This is a genomic window from Porticoccus sp. GXU_MW_L64 (genome assembly GCF_052983295.1).
In genome coordinates this window covers 153,374-175,888 of sequence record NZ_JBRKJK010000007.1, presented here as the reverse complement: position 1 = coordinate 175,888, position 22,515 = coordinate 153,374, and the positions used below count along the sequence as shown (strand labels likewise).

Genomic DNA, 22,515 nt, shown 5'->3' with positions numbered 1-22,515 from the left:
ACGATCCATCTACCGAGCCAGATAAAAAAATTTATTGTGGGAATTAATTTTTACAACAGCATAGACCAATTTCCGGCCGACCACTGGAACACCTTGCTGGGCAGCGATTACCCCTTTTTGCAACATGGTTTTTTACAGGCACTGGAGGCCAGTGGCAGCGTGTGCACCGACACCGGCTGGCAACCCCGGCACCTGAGCCTGCACGAAAATGGCCAGCTTGTCGCCGCCCTGCCCCTGTACGAAAAATCCCATTCGTGGGGGGAGTATGTGTTCGATTGGAGCTGGGCCGATGCCTACCAGCGCCTTGAGCTACCGTACTACCCCAAGCTGCTGAGCGCCGTACCCTTTACCCCCGCCACCGGCCCCAGAATGTTGCTGGCCGCAGGCGGCGACCCCGCTCCACGGGTTGCCGCCATCGCCGATGCCCTGCGCCAATACACTCGCGTACAGGGCTGCTCTGGCGTTCATTTACTGTTTGCAAATGCCGAACAGGACGCATTGTTAGGCAGCGTTGATTTTTTACAGCGCCGCAGTGGTACCCAGTTCCACTGGTTTAATAACGACTACAACAACTTCGAGGATTTTCTGGCTCGCTTTAACGCCCGCAAGCGCAAAACCCTCCGCAGCGAACGCCGCAAAGTGCAGCAGCCCGGCCTGAATATCGAACGGCTTGCAGGGCCGCAAATCAGCGATAAGCTCTGGGATCAATTTTACCCCCTGTACCACCGCACTTACCTGAAGCGCAGCGGCGGCACCGGCTACCTGAACCGGGAGTTTTTCCAGCGCATTGGCAAGGCCATGGCAGAGCAAATTATGCTGGCGACCGCACGCGACGACGGCGGCGAACTGATCGCAGGAGCACTGTTTTTTCGCGACAGTGAAACTCTGTACGGACGCTATTGGGGCACTGCCCGGGAAATAGACGGGCTGCATTTTGAACTCTGTTACTACCAGGGTATCGAGTACGCCATTGAACAAAAGCTGCAACGCTTTGATGCCGGCGCCCAAGGGGAGCACAAAATCCGCAGAGGTTTTGAGCCGGTGGAAACCTGTTCCTATCACTGGCTGGCGGATGAGCGGTTTAACGGCGCTGTTGGTGAGTTTATAAAGCAGGAAGGAGAAATGAACCGGCGCTATATGGCAGATGCGGAACAGTACTTACCTTACAAATAGATACCTTACAAATAGATACCTTATAAAGAACGTCCCTCTACATTCCGTATGGCGACAAATGAAACAATATGCCAGTCTGGTCGAGATCGCCGCGCTACGCTCGCGATGACAACTGTTTACACCCTCCGTCATTGCGAGGGCGCGCAGCGACCGCGGCAATCTCCATCGGATTACTGTCATTCTGCTTGAAATTACCCAACTGTATTATTGGCCTTGAAAATGCGCCAGTTGTGGTCCCATCCCCCGCAGCCCTTGTAAACCTCCCGTGTGCAACGCCACAATTTTTGAGCCCGCCGCAAAGTAGTCAGCAGCGATCATGTCAAACAAACCGTAAAGCATTTTGCCGGTGTACAACGGCTCCAGCGGAATGTCGCTGTGAGCCTTCCAGTCATCCATAAACGCCACCAGCTCCCGGTTGAGCCTGCCGAAACCACCGCAGTGATAATCGTGTAGCACGCGCCAATTTTTTTCGCTGCAATTTTCGGGCAGCCAATCGCGAATATCCGAGTCCAAAACCTGATTATTTTTCACAACAGAGAATCCCAATACCGTTGTTCGCTCACCGACACCGGCGATCAACCCGGCCATGGTTGCGCCGGTGCCGCAGGCGGTGCACAGGTAGTCCATATCTGTTATCTGCCTGGTCATTTCCTCACCCAATTCTGCGCAACCTTTTATCGCCAGTGAATTGGCACCCCCTTCCGGAATTAAAAAGCCGTTGTCGATGGTGGCCATTAACTGCTGACAAAAATGATTATCGTGACGGCGGCGATAATCGCTGTAGCTTAAAGATCGCAACTCCATACCCCAAGCGCTGGCGTCTTGCAGCATGGCATTTAACGGCACGGGCAACGGGCCGCGAACAAAACCCACCGTTTTCAAACCGCTTTGTTGACCGGCATAAGCCAGGGCATGAAGGTGGTTCGACCAGACACCGCCAAAGCTGGCCATAGTTGCAAAGCCCTGGCGTTTTGCGTCACTCAGATTGTGTTTTAGTTTGTGGTATTTATTGCCGGAGATTTGAGGGTGGCGCAGGTCTTCCCGTTTGACCAACAGAGTGATTTTCTTTTCCTGTAGCAAATCACTTTTTACTGTTTGAATGGGAGTTACTGCCCGCATTTTTATTTTTCAAAAACCAGCAATCGGTTGTTGGCTGGCATTTCATAATCCTTCACCAGGGACATACCCTGATCAGCAGCCAATTTTTCGACCGCTTCAAAATCACGAATTGCCCGGTGGGGTGCCTGCTCTTTTAGCCAGACATCAAACCGGGCATTGCTTTCGCTGGTGTATTTTGCATCGTAATTGAAAGGGCCGTAAATACAAAAACGGCCACTGGATTGCAAAAGCCCCCCCACATGAGCAAACAGGTTTTGCACGCTTTCCCAGGACATAATGTGACAGGTATTGGCGGTGAATACAGCGTCGATATTTTCCAGCGCCCACTTGGGCATATCCGCATCCAACAGCAGGGGCCGCTGCAAATTGGCACTGGGGAACTCATCAATCCACTGATTGATGCCGCTGTGGTTTTCCGGTAAATCGCTGGTATGCCAGTGCAAGTGTGACAACTGCGGGGCAAAAAATACCGCGTGCTGGCCGGTGCCACTGCCCACTTCCAAAACATGGGTTGAGTTGGCAAAGGTCTTTTTTAAAACCGCAAGAATCGGCGCTTTATTATTTTCGCAGGCTTGGGAGAATGGTTTTTCGATTGTCATTGAATCCAACTGATGTAATTTTTTGTAGCCAAGCTACGATTAAACCTCGTCTCGCAGGAACACCCAATTATTACCCTTCGACTGTTCCGGGCTGAAGTAATAACCGGCGGTATCAAAATTTTTAATATCATCCGGATTGTTCAACCGATTTTTAATAATGTAAGCGCTCATCAGACCACGGGCTTTTTTGGCGTAAAAGCTGATCATTTTGTATTGGCCATTTTTATAATCCTTAAACGCGGGGGTAATGATTTCGGCGTTTAAGGATTTTGTATTTACCGCTTTAAAATATTCATTGGACGCCAGATTGATCAACACCGGCTTTTTTTCTGTCGCCAGCTCTTTGTTCAAAACATCTGTCAGCGTATCGCCCCAAAATTCATAAAGATTCTTGCCGCCTTTGTTGGCGAACTTTGTGCCCATTTCCAGGCGGTAGGGCTGAATCAAATCCAGCGGCTTCAACAGGCCGTACAAACCCGACAGTATCCGCAGGTGTTTTTGCGCCCAGTTAAAGTCGTGCTGGGTAAAACTCTCTGCATCCAGCCCGGTGTACACATCGCCTTTAAACGCCAGCAGTGCTTGCTTGGCGTTTTTTTCGGTAAACGGGCGTTTCCAGCTTTGAAAGCGGTCGTAATTCAGCTGGCCGATTTTGTCACTGACCTTCATCAACGCGCTGATGTCCTGAGGGGCCAACTGACGCAGTTCGCCGATAAGTTTGGCAGAACTGGCCAGAAACTCCGCCTGGCTGTGTTTGTTGGCCACAGCGGGGGTTTCAAAATCCAGGGTTTTGGCGGGCGAGATAATTATGTGCATATTTTTACCTTTGGCGGCTTTATAGGCGCTAAAATTGAAAATGATTATACGTCCAAATTCACCGAAAAGGACTACCAAATGCTGCCACGTCACTGCCTTCTCAGCTTACTGCTCACAACCCTGTTTGCCACCGGTTGCGCCGTCAATCCGGTTACCGGCAAAAAGGAGCTGTCACTGCTCTCCACTCAACAGGAGGTGCAAATCGGCCAACAACAATACCGCCCACAGCTGCAGTCTCAGGGCGGGCGTTACTATGTGGACAACGAGTTGCAGTTTTATATCAACGAGGTCGGCCAGCGGCTCGCCAAAGTCAGCGACCGCCCTGATTTGCCCTACGAATTTACCGTACTCAACAGCTCGGTGCCCAATGCCTGGGCGTTGCCCGGCGGTAAAATCGCCATCAATCGTGGCTTGCTTGGCTACCTGGAAGACGAATCCCAGCTGGCGGCGGTGCTCAGCCATGAGATTGTTCACGCCGCGGCTCGCCATACCGCCGCACGCCTCAGCCAGCAGCAGCTGCTACAGGCAGGATTGGCAGTAGCCGGTGGTTTTGCCAAAGACACCCAATATCAGGGCGCCCTGTCTCAGTGGGGCGGCCTCGGCGCCTCCGCATTGCTGGCCCGTTACGGGCGCGATGACGAACTGGAATCGGACGAATACGGCATGCTGTACATGAAGCGCGCAGGCTATGACCTGCAAGGGGCGGTGGAATTACAGCAGGTTTTCGTGCGCCTGTCGCAAGGGCGCCGCAGCGACCCCATATCCGCGCTGTTTGCCAGCCACCCGCCATCACAGCAACGGGTGGAGGCCAACAAACAACACGCCGCCCGTCTGGGCGCTGCCGGCAACCGCAATCGCAGCCGCTACCAACGTGCCATTGCCCAAATCAAGAAAGACGCTCCGGCATACCAGGCCGCCACTGAAGCACAGGCGCTGTTACAACAAAAAAAACCCAGGGAAGCACTGCAAAAGCTCGACCGCGCCGTGGCCCTGCAGCCAGCGGAAAGTGAATTCTGGGAGCTGCGCGGTATTGCCTGGGAAATGCAAAACAACCTGGGCAACGCTGAAAAGTCTTACACCACTGCCATTGGCAAGAATCCCGCCTACTTCAAACCCCATGTACTGCGCGGACTGGTGCGCCTGCAGCAAAATGAAAACGCCGCTGCGGAACAAGATTTACTCGCCAGTTACCATATCCTGCCCACCCTGACCGCCAGCTACTATCTGGGAGAATTTGCCTACCAACGACAGGATTACACCAGGGCGCGCAAATACTTTACCGAAGCCGCCCAGGGCAACAGCGACCTGTCGCAGAAAGCCCGCCAGCGCATGGCCGAAATGCAACCACCTGCACAGCAACAACAATAGACGTTAAGGCGCTTCTAACAATGCACTATTTTTTACTGCTGCCGTACAAACTCGCACAACATGAATTGGGTATTGTTTGATGTGACCGTGGTCAGCATGGATGCTGACCTCGAGCCCCCATGGATGGGACTTCCTATAAAGTAAGGTGGCGCGTCACAGCAAACAATACCCAATTCATGTCTGCTGGGGGTCTAAGCTCCTCGATGGCCTTATTTTCCAAACAATTCAGGAATAACTTATGGAACAGCAGAGGCTATTTTTAGAGTGCCTTTGAGAACCCGTTCAGTTTCAATTCAGACTGGCCGCTATACACTGCACCGACTCACTGATAACAACAACTGTGGTGCAGACCATGTCAAAACTATTTACCCTGATAGCGGCCATTGCCCTGTGCAGCGGCTGCGCCTACAACAACGCCATTAGCCGTGGCGACCAGCAATTCACCGATGGCAATTACGAACATGCGGTGGCCGCCTACCAGCAAGCGCTGATCAAAAAACCGGATTCCGTCAAGGCACAGCAAAAACTGGCCATTGCCCAGCAACAACTGGATATCTGGAGCGAGCAAATTGCCGCCGCTGCCCAGCGCGCCGACAACAGTAACCTGCCCGCCCTGGCAGCGGCGCTCTATCAGAAACAGGCACAGCTTGAGGGCGACAGCCAGGCCGCTAACCGCGCTGCCGATCTGCGCCAGCAGTTAAGCCGCACCTATCGCCCGCAGGTATTTGTAAAAGGCGCACCGGAATTGCTGGCGGCGACCACAACACCATTGCCGGCGTACCGCGCTGAAATCAGCAATCATCTGCTGCTTGAGGTGCAAGCCTCAGCACCCCGCTTCAACACCGAAGAATTTGATGGCAGCGGCAGCCATCAATACGTCAGTGGCACCATCACCCGCAGCAACCCCCACTACCTGACACTCCAGGACGACCTGCAAACCCTGCATTACAAACTGGAGCAACTGCGCGAAGAACTGCACTATCAGGAGCTGGGCACAGAAACCGAACAGCGCCATCTGGATCGGCTAAAAGGCGCGCTGGATGAACAACGTCGCCTGCTGGCCGCCACCACCGTTGCCGCTGAACAAGTGCACATTCAGCACCGTATTGATGAGCTGACACTGTCCCGCCGCCACAGTAAAGACAAACTGGAGGCCCTGCACCACGACTACGATGATACGCACCACCATATCGAAGAATATCAACAGGAATACAGCCAGCTGGAATACGAACTGGCAGACACCCCCCAAGAGCTGGTAGAGGACGCCTACGCCACCTACGAATACCCGCTGACGGAAGTGGTGCAAAGCGCAGCCCTGACACTGCACTTTCATCAGGCCGGACAGAAATCCGGCGACGAGGTGATTTACCAGTACAGCGATCAGGTGTACAACGGCAACCACAGTGTCGGCCTGCCAGCGGACCCCAGAGAGCCATTGAGCCGCCGGGAAATGCACAATTACCTGAACGACCTGGCAGCGCAACGGGTGGCGGAGCAGGTGGAAGCCACCGCTGCCGCTTACCACCAGAAGATGCTGGACAACGCCCTGGCACAAGCCGACCCACAGCAAAAACTCGACCGCCTAATGCGCTATGCCCTTAGCGGCGGTGTAGTGGACCCCGAACTACAGCAACTGGCCGACCGCCTGCTGCGTTCACAATTTGGTACCGCCGGTACGCTGAACGCGGTGGAGCTGCTCAAGATTTAATCTGTGACTTACCTGTGAGAGTACCCATGAAAAAAATCATTGCAACACTGTGTTTCTTACTGACCTGCGCCTCCCTTAACGCCGAGAGCCGCCATCGCGATATTCAATACCGCTGCATTAACGGCGTAACCCAGGCCGAGATTCCCGGCACTTTTGATCGCCGTGAAAAACTGTTGATTGAGTTGGGTGGAGGCCACTGCAAAGTCATTCCCATCGACCTGTACAACGGTCACGATGGCGACATCAGCGCCGCCCTTGAACGCTCTATTGATGAGGATGTAATTTACAACTCCATACACCAGGCTCGCGACAAATTTGGCCTGCAGAAAGACGAGTTTCTCTACATTCGGGATGTAGAAAGCTCCGGCTTTAAATACATGAAATACGTGCTGGTGTTCGAGAACTGGAAAGGGGAAAAAACCGAAGTAAAAGCCAGAGTGCACTACTGGAAGAACAAGATAAAGTCCCTGGATTTATTGCACCCTTACCCACACCATTAACCCATCATGCCCACCGTAGGTAGCACTACTGCCCGGAACAAATACCCGGGCCGTCATTGCGGGCGCAACGCGGCAATCCAGTGTCTTTGTATACATCAGCGGCTTATTCTGAAGGTGAACTTGTACTCAGCGCCATGAGTATCCACTGGTTGGCCGTTTTCAAACCTGGGAACAAAACGCATTTCCTCGATAGTATCGAACGCAGCCTTGGCAAAAGAATCAGCACCGACCAATTCCAGCACTTCCGGGTTGGTGGCAAAGCCGTGTTTATCAACGGTTATCGTCAACATCACATGACCTTCTATTCTTTTAATGAGAGCGTCATGGGGATACTTAAGCCCTTTGTAGAACACCGAGCGTGGCGGTTGATCTGGATCCCACGGTTTGGCTTTACCGATAGCCTGGCAATGTTTGTTGGCTTTTTCAGGCTCCCCGGTTTGTTGGTAAGCCTCAACCAGAAAAGCGTGCGTGACCAGTTCGAATTTATGATCCGGCTTACCAGGAGCATCCAGTAAGGGCAAGGCCACTTCAAGCCAGTCCCGTGCTTTTTTGTAGTTTTTCCGGGATAACTCGAATTTACCCAGATAAAAGGCAGATACCCCTATGCGCGCATCGCGACTGTCCAGTTTTTCACTGTATATCCTGTAGGCTCTTCGCAGGTACCTTCTGGCAGAGTGAGACCCTGCGCGCTCCAGAAGTCGCATACCTGCATCAAGATTGATCTGGGCAACAGTCAGCGATGTTTCGCCTTTGTGTTTTTTAGCAATCTTTAAAGCTCGCAGATAGTGTCTCTGCTCAATAGGGCTTGATATTTCTTGACTGGCATGCCCGAGATCCATCAATGGGTCAATCAACTCCGGCGCACTTTTGCCATAAAGTTTTTCAAATATTATTAGGGCACGTCTCAGGTACTTTTTGGCTTGCGTTTTCTTTTTTATCTTCGTTTGGTAAACACCGGCATTGTGGTAGAGCACCCCGAGCACTTCACTGTCTTCCGAGTATATCTGTTTCCCCAAATCGAGAATTTTTTCAGACAGTTTGACCGCCTCTGGCGAGTCATTTTCTTTGGCTTTTTGAAAGGCTTGGTAAGCGGTAGAAAACTGTTGTTTTAGCTCCTCCGGTGTTTTTGTCTCGGCCACGTCCGCAGAAACCGATGTGGAAAAAATAAACAGCGCCCCCACCAACCCCAATATCCTTTTCACTTTTTTATCTCCAAAAAAAACGCTTTGCCATCCTACAACGGCAAAGCGTTTTTCTGCAAACGGGCTCCTTGCCCGCTCTTAACCTTTAGGCTTCAGCCTCATCCAGGTGCCCGTGGCGAATATCCTTGCCTTTCACCAGGTACACCACCTGCTCGCAGATATTTTTGGCGTGGTCGCCCACCCGCTCCAGGGAGCGCAGTACCCACATAATGTTCATTACCCGGGTAATGCTGCGGGGGTCTTCCATCATGTAGGTGGCCAGTTCGCGCAGCGCGCTGGTGTAATCCATATCCACCTGGTCATCTTCACTCAGTGTTTTTAGCGCCGTCTCCACATCGTAGCGGGCAAACGCATCCAGGGAATTGTTGAGCATGTCGCACACACTGTTGGCGATATGGCGAATCTCTACATATCCGCGAGGGGCGGAGCCGTGTTCGCTGAGGTTGATGGCCATTTTCGCAATGCGGGCGGCTTCGTCGCCAATTCGCTCCAGGTCGTGTACGGTTTTGCTCACCGCAATTACCATGCGCAAATCGCTGGCAGCGGGCTGGCGGCGAGCAATCAACAGGGTGCAGGCTTCGTCGATTTCCATTTCGGTTTCATCGATATCCACTTCCTGTACAAGCACCTGTTCCGCCAGCGCGGAATCGGCGTGCTCCACAGCCTGCACCGCGTCCTGTAACTGGCGCAGAACCGAGCCACCCATTTCCAGCATACGGGTTTTTACCTGCTCCAGCTCGTCGTTAAATTCCTGGGAAATGTGTTGGTCAAATTGCATGCTAGCCATAATAGTTTTCTCCGTCCTTAACCAAAGCGGCCTGTGATGTACGCCTCGGTGAGCTCGTGCTCCGGCGAGGTAAATACTTTTTCGGTGTCATTCACTTCCACCAGGTGCCCCAGGTGGAAGTAGGCAGTGCGCTGACTGACCCGCGCCGCCTGTTGCATGGAGTGGGTGACGATGGCGATGGTGTAGTTTTCGCGCAGTTCGGCAATCAGCTCCTCGATGCGGGCGGTGGCAATGGGGTCCAGTGCGGAACAGGGTTCGTCCATCAGAATCACTTCCGGGTTCACCGCAATGGCGCGAGCAATACACAGGCGCTGTTGCTGACCACCGGAAAGGCCTGTGCCCGGCGCGTGCAGGCGGTCTTTTACTTCGTCCCACAGGGAAGCGCGACGCAGGCTGTTTTCCACAATCTCGTCCAGCTCACCACGGCGGCTGGCCAGCCCGTGCAGACGCGGGCCGTAAGCGACATTGTCGTAGATGGATTTGGGGAACGGGTTGGGCTTCTGGAACACCATGCCGATGCGGGCACGCAACGCCACCACATCCATTTTTTTGCTGTAGATGTCGGCGTTATCCAGAGTCAGCTCACCGGTAACCCGGCAGCCTTCCACGGTATCGTTCATGCGGTTGAGGCAACGCAGGAAGGTGGATTTACCGCAACCGGAAGGGCCGATCATGGCAATCACCTGGTGCTTGCCGATATCCAGGTCCACATCGAAGATGGCCTGTTTGTCGCCGTAAAATACGTTGGTGTTGCGCACCGACATTTTGGCGTCGTCCAGCAACGGGTTGCCAACGGTTTCGCCGTGTTCAATATCCTGCACCACCTGGGATTCGGTGCGCTCGGTTTTGCTGATCAGCATTTCACCGGCCTGTTCTGTTGCTAAAGAGGTCATAACATTCTACCTGAGTTTGTAGTGCGCCTTACCAGCGGCGCTCAAGGCGCTTGCGCAGGAATACGGCAAGAGTGTTCATGGCGATCAAGAACGCCAGCAGCACCATAATGGCCGCCGATGTTTTTTCCACAAAGGCCCGCTCCGGGCTGTCGGCCCACAGATAAATCTGTACCGGCAGCACAGTGGAAGGATCGTTGATGGCCCCGGGCACGTCCACCACAAAGGCCACCAGGCCGATCATCAGCAGCGGCGCACTTTCCCCCAGCGCCTGAGCCATACCAATAATCGAGCCGGTGAGCATGCCCGGCATGGCCAGCGGCAATACGTGGTGCAACACCACCTGCATGGGCGAGGCACCCATACCCATGGCTGCCTGGCGAATGGACGGCGGCACTGCTTTAATGGCCGCGCGGCTGGAAATAATAATGGTGGGCAGGGTCATCAAGGTCAGCACCAGGCCAGCGACAATGGGCGTAGAGCGCGGGGTGTGGAAAAAGTTGATAAACACCGCCAGCCCCAGCAGGCCAAAGATAATGGAGGGCACCGCCGCCAGGTTGTTGATGTTGACTTCAATCAGGTCAGTCCACTTGTTCTTGGGAGCAAATTCTTCCAGGTAGATGGCCGCCGCCACACCGATGGGAAACGACAGCACCAGGGTAATCAACAATGTAAAGAACGAGCCTTTGGCCGCTCCCCAGATACCCGCCAGTTCCGGCTCCCGGGAATCGCCCTTGGTGAAAAAGTTGATGTTGAACTTGAGCTCAATTTCAGCCGCATCCACCAACGACTTGGTCCAGGCGCGCTGGTTTTCACTGGTGGCACCGATAAATTCTTCGCCGCCAATGGTTTTGTAGTAGGTGTCGATGTCGTCGTCTGCCAGCAACCACAGGGTTTCGGTCTGACCCAACAGCTGCGGTTTGGACGTGAGCCGCTTGCGCAGCTCAAAGGAGGCTCCCAGGCTGGCCAGCTGATAGAGTTCTTTCTTGTCCCTGCGGCTGCTCACTTCCGGGAAGCGGTTGCGCAGTGCCTGCTTGACCACCCCTTCGAAATTGGCCAGCTCCATTTGGCTTTCGTCGCTGACGTCGTACACCCCCAGCACATCGGAGTCGTAGGTGACTTCCAGCTGGATATAAGATTGCTGAAAAGCGCCCTTGCCCTTGCTGATAATGTCGGTAAACAACACCACCAGTGCCAGCAGGCCAAAGCCAATGGACATCATGCCGTACAGTCGAAAGCGTTTTTCAGCACGGTAACGCTTGGTCAGGGTCTTGTTGACCTTGTCGATGGTGCTCATGGGCGCGTCTTGCGGAGCCGGGCTGTTTTGCGGGTTGCTATCAGTCATATTGCTCTCGATATTTCTTCACAGTGCGCAGGGCGAACAGGTTCAACAACAGGGTGACCACGAACAACATCAGACCCAGGGCAAACGCGGCCAGGGTTTTCGGGCTGTCGAATTCCTGGTCGCCAATCAACAGGGTGACAATCTGTACGGTCACGGTGGTTACGGTGTCCAGCGGGTTGGCGGTCATATTGGCGGCCAGGCCAGCGGCCATCACCACAATCATGGTTTCGCCGATGGCGCGGGACACCGCCAGCATAATGCCACCGACAATACCCGGCAGCGCCGCCGGGAAGATGACTTTCTTGATGGTTTCCGATTTGGTGGCTCCCAGACCCAGGGAACCGTCGCGCAGGCTTTGCGGCACCGCGGTAATCACATCGTCTGCCAGCGAGGACACAAACGGAATAATCATAATGCCCATCACACCACCGGCGGCCAGGGCGGATTCAGACGACACATCCAGCCCCATGGACTCACCCAGCTCCCGCAAAAACGGCGCAACCGTCAGGGCAGCGAAGAAACCGTACACCACCGTGGGGATACCGGCGAGAATTTCCAGCAGTGGCTTGGCGGTACTGCGCACTTTGGGGTTGGCGTATTCCGCCAGGTAAATGGCAGACATCAGGCCCACCGGTACTGCCACGATCATGGCAATAAAGGAAATCAGCAAGGTACCGACAAACAGCGGCACCGCACCAAAGCTGCCGGAAGACGCCACCTGGTCGGCGCGAATGGCGGTTTGCGGGCTCCACTCGGTACCGAAGATAAAGCCGGTGATGGTGACATCGTCAAAGCTGAAGAAACGGATGGTTTCGAACACCACCGAGAACACAATGCCCAGGGTGGTGAGAATGGCGATGCAGGCACAGGCCAGCAACGTGCCCTTGAACACCACTTCCACCTGGTTGCGGGCCTTCAATTTGGGAGAAACCCGGCGCCAGCCCCACAGCCCACCGAGCACCGCCAGCGACAGAATGGCTGCGGTCAGCACCATTTGCGCGGTTTCCCGCAGGCTGATCAGGCGGTCGGCAGCAGCACCGAGGGCCTGCTCATCAGCCCCGGCGGTGAGCGCACCGGAGGCGATATTCTCAATGCGGTTGAGCAGCAGGTTCTGGTCCGCCACCGTGTGCGGCTGAATGGATTCCGGCAAACCGGACAGCACCACATTGGTGATAATGGGCTCGTCAAACAGCGCCCACAGCGCCAGCAGAATCAACGACGGCACACAGCACCAGATGGCGGTTTGCGCGCCGTAGTAAAACGGCAGTGAGTTGAGATGGCGAATACCACCCAGCGGCTTTGCCTGCGCGAACGAGCGGCCGCGGCCCATGTAGTAGGCAATGACCACCATGGCGATCAGCACAAGTATCAGATTGGCGGTTTGCATCTTTCAGTTCCGGTTTTTTAGATTGTCATCCTGAGTGCACTGGTCCGTATCGTCATTGCGAGGAGCAAAGCGACGCGGCAATCTCCATCAAGTCACTGCTATGCCGGATGAGATTGCCACGCCGCCTGCGGCGACTCGCAATGACGGGGTACTACTGCCACTGCACTCAGGGTGAAAAACTGCCCACTTTAAACAAAGAAATAGCCCAGCAGCTGTTCACTGCTGGGCCAGTCCTTTATCACATACTTCTCTTTCTCTGTAACAGAGATTGCTTACAGCGCTTTCAGAGTCTGCAGGCCATTTACAGAAGATGCCATGTCGCGACGCTTGCTGGTGCCCATGGGAATCATGCCCTTGTCGGCCAGGTAACCGTCTTCGCCCCAGGCTTTCTCGCTGGTGAACTCAGCCAGGTACTGCTTGATGCCGGGGATTACGCCGATGTGGTCCTTCTTCACGTAGAAGTACAGCGGACGGGAAACCGGATAAGACTTGTCGGCGATGGTGTCGAAGGTAGGCTCCTGACCTTCAATAACAGAACCTTGAACCTTGTCGCTGTTCTGCTCCAGGAAGGAGAAGCCAAAGATGCCCAGTGCTTTCGGGTTGGCGTTCAGCTTTTGCACGATCAGGTTATCGTTCTCGCCAGCTTCGATGTAAGCGCCGTCTTCACGTACAGAGCGGGCAATCGCCTTGTACTTCTTCTTGTCCACTTTCTTCATGGCTTTGATCCATGGGAAAGACTTGGCGCCGCCTTCCAGGGCCAGCTCTGCAAACGCGTCACGGGTACCGGAAGTGGGAGGAGGGCCGAGAACCTCGATCTTGATATTGGGCAGAGCGGGGTTTACTTCTTTCCAGGTTTTGTACGGGTTGGCAACCAGAGTTTCGGAACCGTCCGGGTTGGGAACCTGCTTGCCCAGAGCCAGGTAAATGTCTTTGCGGGTCAGAGACATGGGCTTGGCTTTTTTGGAGTTGGCCAGCACGATGCCGTCGTAGCCGATCAGCACTTCAACGATGTTGGTTACGCCATTCTTTTTGCACATTTCGAACTCGGAAGCCTTCATGCGACGGGAGGCGTTGGTGATGTCCGGGTGCTCAGCGCCCAGACCTGCACAGAACAGCTTCATGCCACCGCCAGAACCGGTAGACTCGATTTTCGGCGTGCTGTACTTGGTGGCGTTACCGAAGCGCTCGGCAACAACGGTGGCGAACGGGTAAACAGTAGAAGAACCCACGATGCTGATGTAGTCGCGGGAAGCAGCGATAGCAGCGGCGCTGGCCAAAGTAGCAGCGGCAGCCAGACCTGCGATGGTCAATTTAGTGCTCTTTTTCACAATGTAATCTCCATGGGAGGGTGATGGATCGGTTACTTCGGGCACGATGCTAGAATTTCGGGATGACAATAATATGAATGGTTTGTGACAGTCAGATGACAGTCGGCAGAAGACAGAGGACAGATAAACCCGCGTCAGCTGCGGCGCCTCGCAATAACAGCACTTCCACCTTATCATTGCCTGCTGACAATCACTCCACGGTCAAAACATGAACCGTCTTATCTGCGTTATTAATGGTTTTAGCGAATGGACGGGGCGCGCACTTGGCTGGCTGACCCTGGCCATGGCGCTGCTCACCACCACTGTGGTGGTGATGCGCTACCTGCTGGAAATCAACTCCATCGCCCTGCAGGAGAGCGTTACCTACTTGCACGCCACGGTGTTTTTGCTGGGTGCCGCCTTTACTCTCAAGCGCGGCGGCCATGTGCGGGTGGATGTAATCTACCGCCGCCTCAGCCCACGCCACCAGGCACTGATTGACGCCCTTGGGGGGCTATTGTTGCTGTTGCCGGTGTGTGCAGTGATCTTCTGGTTGTGCCTGGATTACGTAGCCGCCAGCTGGCAGGTAATGGAAGTGTCTACCGAGCCCGGCGGCCTGCCGTTTCTCTATTTGCTGAAATCCCTGCTGCTGGTGATGCCTGTCACTCTGGCCTTGCAGGGCCTGGCGGATATTACCGGCAACGCCCTGTTCTTCCTCGGCAAAGGGGGGGCGCACACCAAACCCCATGACGGGGGGCTGTAGCGGTGGAATATATTTCTTTGCTGATGTTTGTGGTGGTGTGTCTGCTGTTGATGCTGGGCTACCCGGTGGCCCTGACCCTGGGTGGCACGGCGCTGATTTTTGCCGCCATTGGCACCGCCACCGGCCACTTCGACACGACGTTTCTGGGGGCCCTGCCCAACCGCCTGTACGGTACCATGGCCAACCAGACACTGATCGCGGTGCCACTGTTCATTTTGATGGGGGTGATGCTGGAAAAAGCGCGCCTGGCGGAAGATTTGCTGGACAGCATGTCGCGGCTGTTTGGCCGCTTGCCCGGCGGCCTGGGTATCGCCGTGATTGTGGTGGGCATGTTGCTGGCCGCCAGTACCGGCATTGTCGGTGCCACCGTGGTCACCATGGGTCTGATGTCCCTGCCCACCATGCTCAAACGCGGCTACAGCCCGGCGCTGGCCAGTGGCACCATCTGCGCAACCGGCACCCTGGGGCAGATTATTCCCCCATCCATTGCCCTGGTGCTGCTGGGGGATATTCTCTCCAACGCCTACCAACAGGCGCAGCTGAATATGGGCATCTTCACCCCGGACACAGTGTCCATCGGCGAGCTGTTTGTGGGGGCGATTATTCCCGGTCTGGCACTGGTGGTGCTGTATATTGTCTACCTGCTGTTTGTAGCCCGACTCAAACCGGAGCTGGCTCCGGCGGACAAAGACCTGGACGCCATTACCACCGGACAGCTGCTAAAAAGCCTGCTGCCGCCGGTATTGCTGATCGTGCTGGTGCTGGGCTCCATTCTCAAAGGCGCCGCCACCCCCACCGAAGCCGCCGGAGTTGGTGCCATTGGCGCCACGGTGCTGGCATTGGTGCGCAACCAGTTGAACCTGGAGCGGCTGCGCCAGGTGATGCGCAACACCACCGAAGTCACCGCCATGATATTTATGATTCTGATTGGCGCGGCCATTTTCTCGCTGGTGTTCCGTGGCTTTGGCGGCGAAGAGCTGGTCACTGAAATTTTTGAAAACCTGCCCGGCGGCGTATTCGGCGCCACGGTATTGGTGATGGTGGTGATCTTCCTGCTGGGGTTTATTCTCGACTTTATCGAAATCACCTTTGTGGTGGTGCCCATCGTCGCCCCGGTACTGCTGGCCATGGGGCTGGACCCGGTATGGCTGGGCATTATGATCGCCATTAACCTGCAAACCTCATTCCTGACGCCCCCCTTCGGCTTTGCCCTGTTTTACCTGCGCGGAGTGGCACCGGAATCCGTAGCAACCGGTCATATCTATAAAGGCGTGGTACCTTTTATTGGTATTCAATTATTGATGATGGCAGTGCTGGCCCTGTGGCCGGAGCTGGCCACCTGGTTGCCGGAGCAGATTTTTTAGTCAATCCTGTCATCCTGAGCGTAGCGAAGGATGACAATTATCGAGCAAATACCTATGTCCAAAACAGTCGCAACCCCCACCGGCACCCTGAGCCTGCAAACCATTGCCATGCCCGCCGACACCAACCCCAACGGTGATATCTTCGGCGGCTGGGTGCTGTCGCAAATGGACCTGGCCGCCAGCATCCACGCCCGCCGCATCGCCAAAGGCCGAGTGGTCACCGTGCATATCAGCAATATGTCGTTTTTAAAGCCGGTACCGGTGGGCTCCACGGTCAGCTGCTACACCGAGCTAACCAAAGTGGGCCGCACCTCTATGAGTTTTAAGCTGGACGTGTGGTGTACGCCGCTGGATGAGCTGGAGTCGTTTAAAGTGACCGAGGGGGAGTTTGTGTTTGTGGCGATTGATGAAGACGGGAAAAGCCGGGTGGTGCCAACTTAGGGGGCGTTCTCAATTTTTTTGCCCAGCCACTCCAGTGCACTGCGCCGGTCGTAGAAAATATTGACCCGCCAGGAGCCCTTGCCGGGAAACATACGAACAATTTTTGCGGCTATTTCACCGGCGCCGTTGTATGCCAGTACCGCCACTGAGCTGACACTCTCCAGGTCGGCCAGGCGCTGCTGGGCATCAAAGTTGTAGTGGTAGGAATTTTTTCGGTTGATCAGTACCCGGCACGGACAGCTGAAGTGCTGCTCAAGCAGTTCGCCGCACTCATCCACCATGGCAGCGGTAACCTCCATACCCTCAGATACGATTACCTCAGCCAGGTCGTCGGCCAGTTTGATAATTATTCCGCCTTCTGCGGTGATGACTTCCTCGTTCATTCCCTGTCGGTTCCCTTATGACGAATAGTATTTCACCCTCTATATAGCACAAACCGCCGGCAGATTGCTCTACCGGCGGTTTATTTGAGCGCGGTGTCAGGATGATTATTAAACCGGCAACTTTATAGGTTGCGTTTAATAATGCGGCACAAGGATGTGCCGCCGCTGGCGAAGCCAGCGCAAGCTCAATAAAATCAAGCACTTCCGCGCAAGTGCGTTACTTTCTTTTATGTGAAAGTTATTGAGCGCGCGATACAAAAGGCAGGACGCCTTTTGTATTGCCGGGTTAATAGTCGAGATTAAACTCAATACCCTGAGCCAGAGGCAGCTCTTTGGAGTAGTTCACCGTGCTGGTTTGGCGGCGCATATAGGCTTTCCAGGCATCAGAACCGGATTCCCGGCCACCGCCGGTTTCCTTCTCGCCGCCAAAGGCGCCGCCGATTTCCGCACCGCTGGTGCCGATATTGACGTTGGCGATACCACAGTCGGAACCGGCGGCAGTGACAAAGGTTTCCGCTTCCTGCACGTTCAAGGTAAAAATGGCAGAAGACAGTCCCTGGGGCACGTCATTCTGGCGGGCAATGGCTTCTTCCAGCTCGCTGTAGTGGAACACGTACAGAATGGGCGCGAAGGTTTCCTCCTGCACATTATCTGCCCCTTTCATCTCGACGATGGCCGGGTTTACGTAGTAGCCGTTGGGGTATTGATCCGCCAGAGCGCGACCACCGCCAACCACTTCACCACCATTGCCTTTGGCACGTTCGATGGCCGCTTCCATATTGTTGAACGACTGTTCGTCAATCAGCGGGCCCACCAGGGTGTTGGCCTCCATGGGGTCGCCCAGGGAAATCTTCCCGTAGGCGGTTTTCAGGGCGGGCACCAATGTGTCGTAAATATCGTCGTGTACAAAAATGCGGCGGGTGGAGGTGCAGCGTTGGCCGCAGGTACCCACTGCGCCAAACAGAATGGCGCGCACCGCCATATCCAGATCCGCAGACGGCGCCACAATAATGGCGTTGTTACCTCCCAATTCCAGAATGGAGCGGCCAAAACGCTCGGCCACGCGAGGGCCAACTTTGCGACCCATGGCGCAGGAGCCGGTGGCAGAAATCACCGGCACGCGCTTGTCGTCCACCAATTGCTGACCGATATCGGCGTAACCGATCAACAGCTCGGACAAACCTTGCGGGGCATCGTCACCAAAGCGCTCGATGGCTTTGTTGAGCAGGTGCTGACAGGCGATGGCGGTAATCGGGGTTTTTTCAGACGGCTTCCAGATGGTGGTGTCGCCACAGACAAGAGCCAGTGCCGCATTCCAGGCCCACACCGCCACCGGGAAGTTAAATGCCGAGATAATCCCCACCGGGCCAATGGGCTGCCAGTATTCGCTCATCTTGTGGCCGGGGCGCTCGGAGGCAATGGTCAAGCCGTACAACTGGCGGGACAGGCCCACGGCAAAGTCGCAGATATCGATCATTTCCTGCACTTCACCCAGGCCTTCCTGATAAATTTTGCCGCACTCCAGGGTCACCAGTGCGCCCAGCGCTTCTTTGTGCTCGCGCAGCTCCTCACCCAGCAGGCGAATCAGCTCGCCGCGGCGGGGCGCGGGCACCGTGCGCCACTGTTTGAACGCGACCACACTGCGAGCGATTTTGGCGTCTGCATCCGCAGCGCTGTCTTGTACAACCGCGCCCAGTTTGGAACCGTCGGTGGGGGAAAACACATCCAGGTCTCCGCTGGCGATGGCGGAGGTGCTGAGGCCCATGGACTCAAGGGCGCTGCTCAACTGGTTTTGAACGCTCATAATCAATTCTCGTCTGTGGTATCTGAAAGTGCCGCGGGCGTCACTTATCCGCCACCCACGCAAAAATTTGCCGCCTAGTCTCCGCCTTTGCATAAGCAAAATAAAGAGCTAAAATTAGCAATATCACCATCCATTACAACAATTCAACCAAAAATACTGTCATTATGCTTGATAATACCGACCGCAAACTGATTTCCCTGCTGCGCATGAATGCCCGCCTCAGCACCTCGGAACTGGCACGCCAGCTGGATATTTCCCGCTCCACCATCCAGAGCCGCCTGCGGCGTTTGGAAACCCGCAATATCATCAGCGGCTACACGGTGCAGTTTAACGAAGAATACGAAAAGCGCCTGCTAAAAGCCCAGGTGATGCTAAAGCTGGTGCAAAAACTCACCGGCCCCACCTACGTGGCCCTGTCAAAACTCCCCCAGGTAATCGCGCTCTATTCCATCAGTGGCGAATACGACATGATCGCTGTACTCAGCGCCGAATCCGCCGGAGAGCTGAATCAGGTGATCGACAAAATTGGCAACCTGGAAGGCATAGAAAGAACCAATTCATCGGTGATTCTGGAGACCAAGTTTGTGCGCTAAGGCGTCATTGTAATTGACAGTATTCCCGGGAATATCTTATTCTTACTTTCGTCTTACTTTATTCGACACCATTATGGAAACCACCAGACTATCCAGCAAAGGCCAGATTATTATCCCCAAGCAGATTCGCACAGCCCACCAGTGGGCCATTGGCTTGGAACTACAGGTTATTGAAGTTCCGGAAGGCATCCTGTTAAAGCCCAAGGCTCCTTTCAGGGCTGCCAGGCTGGACGAAGTTGCTGGATGCTTACCCTATGATGACGAAACCAAAAGCGAAGCAGAAATAAACAAAGCCATGAGAGAAGCGGCAAGGAAGGCCTGGCGTGACAGCGATTGACACCAACATTATTGTGCGACTGCTGACGCGGGACTCTGAGAATCAGTATCAACTCAGCTACCAACTGTTTAGTACCGAATCGGTCTTTATTCCCGACACAGTAATCCTGGAAACCGAGTGGGTGTTGCGATTCGCCTACGAGTTTCAACCCGTTGAGGTGTGTACGGCATTCAGAAAACTGTTCGGCTTAGCTAATGTGCAGCTGAATAACAATTTTATCGTGGCACAGGCAATTGACTGGCACGAGCAGGGCATGGACTTCGCCGATGCATTTCATTTAGCACTGAGCCACGAACAAAACTCGCTGGCGACCTTTGATGAAAAATTTATCAGGCAAGCTCGTGGTCTTTCGAGGTGTCATGTGCAGAAACCCAAGGAGTGAGCGTTTCCCTTGCATTTTCACCCCCCCTCTGGTTAACTTGCGCCTCCTGACAAGGTGACCACAAAATGACCAACCGCACACAGGTTTTCGCACAGTCCGTGCATCACCATCACCACACTGAATAGTCTTCCAGTGTGAGTGTGCTGCTGGAAGATAAAATCTATCTTCCGGGTCAGGCAAACAGAATTCTCAAGCCCTCGGCAGATACCTTTCTTCCGGGGGTTTTTTACGTTCGCCACAGGCCAACACCCACAGCGAAAAGAGAGAGCGAGATGAGCAACAGCAAGCGACTGCGTATCGCCGTACAGAAAAAAGGCCGCCTCAGCGACGATGCCTACAAACTGCTGAAGCAATGCGGGGTAAAACTCAGCCTGCGAGACAACAACCTGATCGTGCACGCCACCAATATGCCGCTGGATTTACTCAAGGTGCGCAGTGACGACATTCCCGGCCTGGTGATGGACGGTGTTGTTGACCTCGGCATCGTCGGCCAGAACGTGCTGGAAGAAAAGTCCATGAGCCGCATGCACAAAGGCCTGCCCTGCGACTACACCGAGTTGACCGCCCTCAATTTTGGCGGATGCCGGTTGTCCCTGGCGGTGCCTCAGGACATGGACTACAACAGCGCCACCGACCTGAACGGCATGCGCATCGCCAGCACCTACCCCTACCTGCTACAGCGCTTTATGGATGAGCAGGGCATTGCCATCAAACACACACTGCTTACCGGCTCTGTGGAAGTGGCCCCTCGCGCTGGGCTGGCGGATGCGGTGTGCGACCTGGTGTCCACCGGCGCTACCCTGGAAGCCAATGGCCTGAAGGAAGTGGACGTGATCTACCGCTCCACCGCCACCCTGATTCAGCGCCCCGGCGCTATGGGCGCGGACAAAGCCCCGTTAATCGACCGCCTGCTCACCCGCGCCCGCGGCGTCATGCAAGCCAGTGAGAGCAAGTACATTATGTTGCACGCCCCGGCAGACAAGCTGGCGGAAGTGACGGCTCTGCTACCCGGTTCAGAAAACCCCACCATCCTGCCTCTGGAGGGTGACAGCTCCCGGGTGGCCGTGCATGTGGTCAGCACCGAAAATCTGTTCTGGGAAACCATGGAAAACCTCAAGGCTCTGGGCGCCAGCTCCATTCTGGTACTGCCCATCGAGAAAATGCTGGGGTAACGCATGGCTACCATTGAACAACTGGCGGTAGACAATGTGCAGCAACTGACGCCGTATCAGTCGGCCCGGCGCATCGGCGGCAATGGCGATGTGTGGCTCAACGCCAACGAAGCCCCGGCTGCACCGGATTTGACACTCACCGATGGCGCCCTCAACCGCTACCCGGAGCCACAGCCACAGCAAGTGCTTACCAACTACGCCGCTTATGCCGGCGTTGGCAGCGACCAGTTGTTAGTGAGCCGCGGTGCCGACGAAGCCATCGAACTGCTGATTCGCGCCTTCTGTGGCAGCGACGATGCCATCCTCTACTGCCCCCCTACCTATGGCATGTACACCATCTCCGCACAAACCTGCGGCGTGGGCATTAAAACCGTGCCCCTGACCGCCGACTGGCAGTTGGACGTGGACGCCATCAAAGCCAGTATTGGCAACGTCAAACTGGTGTTTGTGTGCTCCCCCAACAACCCCACCGGCAACCTGCTGAAGCGGGAAGATATTGAAACCGTTATCCAGGCCTGCGCCGGCCGCGCCATCGTGGTGGTGGACGAGGCTTACATCGAATTTTCGCCCGATGCCCACTGTGTTGATCTGATTAAACAATACGACAATGTGGCCATCCTGCGCACCCTGTCCAAAGCCTTTGGCCTGGCGGGATTGCGTTGCGGTTTTGCTCTCGCCGGCAGCGACATCATCAGCCTGTTGCTGAAAGTGATCGCCCCCTACCCCATTCCCGTGCCAGTGGCGGACCTGGCGGCACAGGCGCTTGAGCCGGTGGGTATCAACGCCATGAAGCAGCGGGTGGCAGAGCTGAACAACAATCGCCAATGGCTGCTACAACAACTGGAACAGTGCCCGGATGTTGCCGTCACCTACCCCGGCGCTGGCAACTATTTGTTGGCCCGCTTTCACGATGCCTCCGGCACTTTTGCCAAGCTGAGCGCCGCTGGCGTGATTGTCCGCGACCAGAGCAAACAGCCTGGGCTGGATGGCTGCCTGCGGTTTACCGTGGGAGAGCGAACAGAAATGGAACGTGTGGTAGCAGCGCTAAACTGACAGAACTACCGTCATTCTGAGCGCA

General features: G+C 55.1%; 23 protein-coding genes and 1 other annotated feature. Of the genes, 12 read left to right on the top strand and 11 right to left on the bottom strand.

From position 1 onward, the window contains the following. The first annotated feature begins 36 nt into the window (after positions 1 to 36). Positions 37 to 1,173, top strand: a complete 1,137-nt coding sequence (locus ACVBEJ_RS07430; RefSeq protein WP_447128981.1) for a GNAT family N-acetyltransferase — start codon at positions 37 to 39, stop codon at positions 1,171 to 1,173. A 204-nt stretch (positions 1,174 to 1,377) separates the two neighbouring features. Here ACVBEJ_RS07430 and ACVBEJ_RS07425 read toward each other — a convergent pair whose 3' ends face one another. From ACVBEJ_RS07425 to yaaA, 3 genes are read right to left on the bottom strand one after another with little or no spacing between them, the layout of a single operon-like run. After that, positions 1,378 to 2,292, bottom strand: a complete 915-nt coding sequence (locus ACVBEJ_RS07425) for a 1-aminocyclopropane-1-carboxylate deaminase/D-cysteine desulfhydrase (RefSeq protein WP_447128980.1) — start codon at positions 2,290 to 2,292, stop codon at positions 1,378 to 1,380. A gap of 2 nt (positions 2,293 to 2,294) precedes the next feature. Next, positions 2,295 to 2,891 (bottom strand): DUF938 domain-containing protein, encoded by a 597-nt coding sequence (locus tag ACVBEJ_RS07420; RefSeq protein WP_447128979.1) that lies wholly within the window; start codon positions 2,889 to 2,891, stop codon positions 2,295 to 2,297. A gap of 39 nt (positions 2,892 to 2,930) precedes the next feature. Next, entirely contained in the window at positions 2,931 to 3,704 is a 774-nt protein-coding gene (gene yaaA / locus ACVBEJ_RS07415) for a peroxide stress protein YaaA (RefSeq protein WP_447128978.1), read from the bottom strand. Between the two features lie 78 nt (positions 3,705 to 3,782). Here yaaA and ACVBEJ_RS07410 point away from each other — a divergent pair, with 78 nt between their 5' ends. The 3 genes from ACVBEJ_RS07410 to ACVBEJ_RS07400 all read left to right on the top strand — a co-directional run bounded on the left by ACVBEJ_RS07410 (position 3,783) and on the right by ACVBEJ_RS07400 (position 7,280). Further along, on the top strand, positions 3,783 to 5,072 hold the full coding sequence (locus ACVBEJ_RS07410; RefSeq protein ID WP_447128977.1) for a M48 family metalloprotease: 1,290 nt from the start codon (positions 3,783 to 3,785) through the stop codon (positions 5,070 to 5,072). Positions 5,073 to 5,424: 352 nt separating this feature from the next. Next, entirely contained in the window at positions 5,425 to 6,780 is a 1,356-nt protein-coding gene (locus tag ACVBEJ_RS07405; RefSeq protein ID WP_447128976.1) for a hypothetical protein, read from the top strand. Positions 6,781 to 6,806: 26 nt separating this feature from the next. Beyond that, positions 6,807 to 7,280, top strand: a complete 474-nt coding sequence (locus ACVBEJ_RS07400) for a hypothetical protein (RefSeq protein WP_447128975.1) — start codon at positions 6,807 to 6,809, stop codon at positions 7,278 to 7,280. A 95-nt stretch (positions 7,281 to 7,375) separates the two neighbouring features. On the opposite strand, the gene ACVBEJ_RS07395 is transcribed toward ACVBEJ_RS07400, so the two are convergent. The 6 genes from ACVBEJ_RS07395 to ACVBEJ_RS07370 form a co-directional block, all read right to left on the bottom strand. After that, positions 7,376 to 8,482, bottom strand: a complete 1,107-nt coding sequence (locus tag ACVBEJ_RS07395; protein ID WP_447128974.1) for a TonB family protein — start codon at positions 8,480 to 8,482, stop codon at positions 7,376 to 7,378. A gap of 85 nt (positions 8,483 to 8,567) precedes the next feature. Then, positions 8,568 to 9,269, bottom strand: a complete 702-nt coding sequence (phoU, locus tag ACVBEJ_RS07390) for a phosphate signaling complex protein PhoU (RefSeq protein ID WP_447128973.1) — start codon at positions 9,267 to 9,269, stop codon at positions 8,568 to 8,570. Between the two features lie 17 nt (positions 9,270 to 9,286). Then, entirely contained in the window at positions 9,287 to 10,129 is an 843-nt protein-coding gene (pstB, locus tag ACVBEJ_RS07385; protein ID WP_447129038.1) for a phosphate ABC transporter ATP-binding protein PstB, read from the bottom strand. 61 nt (positions 10,130 to 10,190) lie between these two features. Continuing rightward, a complete protein-coding gene (gene pstA, locus ACVBEJ_RS07380) occupies positions 10,191 to 11,504 on the bottom strand; it encodes a phosphate ABC transporter permease PstA (RefSeq protein ID WP_447128972.1) in 1,314 nt (437 codons plus the stop codon). Next, a complete protein-coding gene (gene pstC, locus ACVBEJ_RS07375; RefSeq protein ID WP_447128971.1) occupies positions 11,497 to 12,891 on the bottom strand; it encodes a phosphate ABC transporter permease subunit PstC in 1,395 nt (464 codons plus the stop codon). Before pstC ends, pstA begins: the two co-directional genes overlap by 8 nt. Positions 12,892 to 13,163: 272 nt before the next feature. After that, positions 13,164 to 14,219 (bottom strand): PstS family phosphate ABC transporter substrate-binding protein, encoded by a 1,056-nt coding sequence (locus tag ACVBEJ_RS07370; protein WP_447128970.1) that lies wholly within the window; start codon positions 14,217 to 14,219, stop codon positions 13,164 to 13,166. A 208-nt stretch (positions 14,220 to 14,427) separates the two neighbouring features. On the opposite strand from ACVBEJ_RS07370, the gene ACVBEJ_RS07365 reads away from it, so the two are divergent. Genes ACVBEJ_RS07365 through ACVBEJ_RS07355 form a run of 3 tightly spaced genes read left to right on the top strand, consistent with a single transcriptional unit; the run spans position 14,428 to position 16,766 of the window. Continuing rightward, the gene (locus ACVBEJ_RS07365; RefSeq protein WP_447128969.1) at positions 14,428 to 14,961 is read left to right on the top strand and encodes a TRAP transporter small permease subunit; all 534 of its coding nucleotides are present in this window, start codon (positions 14,428 to 14,430) and stop codon (positions 14,959 to 14,961) included. A 23-nt stretch (positions 14,962 to 14,984) separates the two neighbouring features. Continuing rightward, positions 14,985 to 16,325 carry a TRAP transporter large permease gene (locus tag ACVBEJ_RS07360; protein ID WP_447129037.1) on the top strand — a complete coding sequence of 447 codons (1,341 nt, stop codon included), beginning with the start codon at positions 14,985 to 14,987 and terminating at the stop codon, positions 16,323 to 16,325. Positions 16,326 to 16,379: 54 nt separating this feature from the next. Then, positions 16,380 to 16,766 (top strand): acyl-CoA thioesterase, encoded by a 387-nt coding sequence (locus tag ACVBEJ_RS07355; RefSeq protein ID WP_447128968.1) that lies wholly within the window; start codon positions 16,380 to 16,382, stop codon positions 16,764 to 16,766. Here the strand turns inward: ACVBEJ_RS07355 and ACVBEJ_RS07350 are convergent. Together ACVBEJ_RS07350 and amaB are read right to left on the bottom strand one after the other, a co-directional pair. After that, positions 16,763 to 17,149 (bottom strand): hypothetical protein, encoded by a 387-nt coding sequence (locus tag ACVBEJ_RS07350; protein ID WP_447128967.1) that lies wholly within the window; start codon positions 17,147 to 17,149, stop codon positions 16,763 to 16,765. The genes ACVBEJ_RS07355 and ACVBEJ_RS07350 overlap by 4 nt on opposite strands. 286 nt (positions 17,150 to 17,435) lie before the next feature. After that, positions 17,436 to 18,953 (bottom strand): L-piperidine-6-carboxylate dehydrogenase, encoded by a 1,518-nt coding sequence (gene amaB, locus ACVBEJ_RS07345; protein WP_447128966.1) that lies wholly within the window; start codon positions 18,951 to 18,953, stop codon positions 17,436 to 17,438. Positions 18,954 to 19,117: 164 nt separating this feature from the next. Here amaB and ACVBEJ_RS07340 point away from each other — a divergent pair, with 164 nt between their 5' ends. The 5 genes from ACVBEJ_RS07340 (at position 19,118) to hisC (ending at position 22,490) form a co-directional block, all read left to right on the top strand. Beyond that, the gene (locus ACVBEJ_RS07340; protein ID WP_447128965.1) at positions 19,118 to 19,546 is read left to right on the top strand and encodes an Lrp/AsnC family transcriptional regulator; all 429 of its coding nucleotides are present in this window, start codon (positions 19,118 to 19,120) and stop codon (positions 19,544 to 19,546) included. A gap of 13 nt (positions 19,547 to 19,559) precedes the next feature. Then, positions 19,560 to 19,883: an AbrB/MazE/SpoVT family DNA-binding domain-containing protein gene (locus ACVBEJ_RS07335; protein WP_447128964.1), complete on the top strand. Its 324-nt coding sequence runs from the start codon at positions 19,560 to 19,562 to the stop codon at positions 19,881 to 19,883. Continuing rightward, positions 19,870 to 20,265: a type II toxin-antitoxin system VapC family toxin gene (locus tag ACVBEJ_RS07330; RefSeq protein ID WP_447128963.1), complete on the top strand. Its 396-nt coding sequence runs from the start codon at positions 19,870 to 19,872 to the stop codon at positions 20,263 to 20,265. Before ACVBEJ_RS07335 ends, ACVBEJ_RS07330 begins: the two co-directional genes overlap by 14 nt. Positions 20,266 to 20,365: 100 nt before the next feature. Next, positions 20,366 to 20,493 (top strand) — a sequence feature (His leader region). Between the two features lie 44 nt (positions 20,494 to 20,537). Then, the gene (hisG, locus tag ACVBEJ_RS07325) at positions 20,538 to 21,437 is read left to right on the top strand and encodes an ATP phosphoribosyltransferase (protein ID WP_447128962.1); all 900 of its coding nucleotides are present in this window, start codon (positions 20,538 to 20,540) and stop codon (positions 21,435 to 21,437) included. A gap of 3 nt (positions 21,438 to 21,440) precedes the next feature. Next, positions 21,441 to 22,490, top strand: a complete 1,050-nt coding sequence (gene hisC, locus ACVBEJ_RS07320; RefSeq protein WP_447128961.1) for a histidinol-phosphate transaminase — start codon at positions 21,441 to 21,443, stop codon at positions 22,488 to 22,490. Positions 22,491 to 22,515: the final 25 nt, after the last annotated feature.

Bases quoted from the DNA above. Each gene is read 5' to 3' on its own strand.
- ACVBEJ_RS07425 (WP_447128980.1), bottom strand. From the start codon at position 2,292: ATGCGGGCAGTAACTCCCATTCAAACAGTAAAAAGTGATTTGCTACAG.
- ACVBEJ_RS07420 (WP_447128979.1), bottom strand. From the start codon at position 2,891: ATGACAATCGAAAAACCATTCTCCCAAGCCTGCGAAAATAATAAAGCG.
- yaaA (WP_447128978.1), bottom strand. From the start codon at position 3,704: ATGCACATAATTATCTCGCCCGCCAAAACCCTGGATTTTGAAACCCCC.
- ACVBEJ_RS07410 (WP_447128977.1), top strand. From the start codon at position 3,783: ATGCTGCCACGTCACTGCCTTCTCAGCTTACTGCTCACAACCCTGTTT.
- ACVBEJ_RS07405 (WP_447128976.1), top strand. From the start codon at position 5,425: ATGTCAAAACTATTTACCCTGATAGCGGCCATTGCCCTGTGCAGCGGC.
- ACVBEJ_RS07400 (WP_447128975.1), top strand. From the start codon at position 6,807: ATGAAAAAAATCATTGCAACACTGTGTTTCTTACTGACCTGCGCCTCC.
- phoU (WP_447128973.1), bottom strand. From the start codon at position 9,269: ATGGCTAGCATGCAATTTGACCAACACATTTCCCAGGAATTTAACGAC.
- pstB (WP_447129038.1), bottom strand. From the start codon at position 10,129: ATGCTGATCAGCAAAACCGAGCGCACCGAATCCCAGGTGGTGCAGGAT.
- pstA (WP_447128972.1), bottom strand. From the start codon at position 11,504: ATGACTGATAGCAACCCGCAAAACAGCCCGGCTCCGCAAGACGCGCCC.
- pstC (WP_447128971.1), bottom strand. From the start codon at position 12,891: ATGCAAACCGCCAATCTGATACTTGTGCTGATCGCCATGGTGGTCATT.
- ACVBEJ_RS07365 (WP_447128969.1), top strand. From the start codon at position 14,428: ATGAACCGTCTTATCTGCGTTATTAATGGTTTTAGCGAATGGACGGGG.
- ACVBEJ_RS07360 (WP_447129037.1), top strand. From the start codon at position 14,985: ATGTTTGTGGTGGTGTGTCTGCTGTTGATGCTGGGCTACCCGGTGGCC.
- ACVBEJ_RS07355 (WP_447128968.1), top strand. From the start codon at position 16,380: ATGTCCAAAACAGTCGCAACCCCCACCGGCACCCTGAGCCTGCAAACC.
- ACVBEJ_RS07350 (WP_447128967.1), bottom strand. From the start codon at position 17,149: ATGAACGAGGAAGTCATCACCGCAGAAGGCGGAATAATTATCAAACTG.
- amaB (WP_447128966.1), bottom strand. From the start codon at position 18,953: ATGAGCGTTCAAAACCAGTTGAGCAGCGCCCTTGAGTCCATGGGCCTC.
- ACVBEJ_RS07340 (WP_447128965.1), top strand. From the start codon at position 19,118: ATGCTTGATAATACCGACCGCAAACTGATTTCCCTGCTGCGCATGAAT.
- hisG (WP_447128962.1), top strand. From the start codon at position 20,538: ATGAGCAACAGCAAGCGACTGCGTATCGCCGTACAGAAAAAAGGCCGC.
- hisC (WP_447128961.1), top strand. From the start codon at position 21,441: ATGGCTACCATTGAACAACTGGCGGTAGACAATGTGCAGCAACTGACG.